Origin of the sequence: Embleya sp. NPDC059213, assembly GCF_042754445.1 — a bacterium.
In the GTDB taxonomy this organism is placed as follows: Bacteria; Actinomycetota; Actinomycetes; order Streptomycetales; family Streptomycetaceae; genus Embleya.
The window spans coordinates 1-1842 of sequence record NZ_JBHZAV010000405.1; the positions used below are offsets into that span (position 1 = coordinate 1).

2 protein-coding genes are annotated in these 1842 nt (G+C 72.1%); both read left to right on the forward strand.

All coding sequences use genetic code 11. The annotated features are described in order from the left end of the window. On the forward strand, window positions 1–1261 hold a 1261-nt coding region (locus ACFXMF_RS47640), incomplete at its 5' end, for a carboxyl transferase domain-containing protein (protein ID WP_380021340.1). 239 nt (window positions 1262–1500) lie between these two features. Then, window positions 1501–1788, forward strand: coding sequence for a hypothetical protein (locus tag ACFXMF_RS47645; RefSeq protein ID WP_379991883.1), 288 nt, complete (start codon window positions 1501–1503; stop codon window positions 1786–1788). Window positions 1789–1842 lie beyond the last annotated feature (54 nt).

Genomic DNA, 1842 nt, shown 5'->3' on the forward strand with positions numbered 1-1842 from the left:
GATGCACACCAAGGGCATCCTGGTGATGACGCCGGACTCGGCGATGGTGCTCACCGGCAAGCAGTCGTTGGACTTCTCCGGGGGTGTCTCGGCCGAGGACAACTTCGGCATCGGCGGCTACGACCGGGTGATGGGGCCCAACGGCCAGGCGCAGTACTGGGCGCCGAACCTGAGCGCCGCGCGCGACGTGCTGATGGAGCACTACGACCACACCTACGTCGCGCCCGGCGAGCGGATGCCGCGGCGGGCGGGCACGATCGATCCGATCGACCGGGACATCCGCGACTTCCCGCACGTGCTGGCGGGCAGCGACTTCGCCGCCGTCGGCGAGATCTTCTCGGCGGAGCACAACCCGGATCGCAAGAAGCCGTTCGACATCCGTACCGTGATGCGCGCGCTGTCCGACCAGGACCACCCGGTATCGGAGCGCTGGGCGGGGATGGCCGACGCGGACACCGCGGCGGTGCAGGACGTGCGTCTGGGCGGCGTGCCGGTGTGCCTGATCGGGATCGAGTCGCGGTCGGTGCCGCGCCTCGGCTTCCCGCCCACCGACGGCCCGGACACCTACACCGCCGGCACCCTGTTCCCGCAGTCGTCGAAGAAGGTCGCGCGGGCGATCAACGCGGCCTCGGGCAACCGGCCGCTGGTGGTGCTGGCGAACCTGTCCGGGTTCGACGGCTCGCCCGAGTCGATGCGCAAGCTGCAACTGGAGTACGGCGCGGAGATCGGCCGGGCGATCGTGAACTTCGACGGCCCGATCGTCTTCTGCGTCATCTCCCGCTACCACGGCGGGGCGTTCGTGGTCTTCTCCAAGGCGCTGAACCCGAACATGACCGTACTCGCGTTGGAGGGCTCGTACGCCTCGGTCCTGGGCGGCGCCCCTGCCGCCGCGGTGGTGTTCGCCGGCGACGTGCACGCCCGGACCGCCGCCGACCCCAGGGTGCGGGAGCAGGAGGCCCGCGTCGCGACCACATTCGGCGCGGCGCGGTCCACCGCGAAGGCCGAGCTCGACGAACTGCGCGCGTCGGTCCGGGCGGAGAAACTCGGCGAGGTGGCCGCGGAGTTCGACCGCGTGCACGACATCCGGCGGGCGGTCGAGGTCGGCTCCGTCGATGTGGTGATCCGGGCCGAGGAACTGCGCCCGCGGATCATCGAGGCCATCGAGTCCCGCCTGTACCCGGCTTCCGGCCCCCGGGTCGAGGCAACGCGGGCCGAGTCGCTCGCACTTCGCACGCCGGTACCCGAGCACACACCCGGTTGAGTCCGCCGCGGCGCCCGGACCACCCGCGGCCGGTCGCCCGAATGCAGCAATGCGGCGTGCGTCCGTAGGGGTGGTTCGGAAATTCGTCGACCGGGGCGATGAGCAGCGACGATGCCCGAAATCCCGATAGTGGTGGGCCGTTTGCCGGCCTGCTCCCGGAAAATCCGCCGCCGATCTGTGTTCAGGATGAACCCGACCACCCCGCCCGGGGTGGTCGGGTTCGAAGGTAAGGGGATTTCATGCGCAGGATCACGCGCGCCTCGGTCACCGTTGTCGCGGCGCTGTTGATGGCGGGCGCCGCCTCGGCCGCGCCGGCGTTCTCGCTGGGGGCCGACGGCGACCCGTCCACGGAGTCGTCGGCTCCGAAGTCGGGTGGCTGGGGCGGTGGCGGTGGTGGTGGCGCCGGCGGTTGGGGCTACGGCGGCGGTGACGCCCACGGCGGCGGCGGGGGCGGCGGCTGGGGCCCGTGGGGCGGTGGCGGTGGTGGCGGCGAAGGCGGCGGCGGCGGTTGGGGCGGCCTCCGGTAGGCGTCGCACCACCACGGACACGACCGCGGCCTGCTCGATCCGATCGGATCGAGC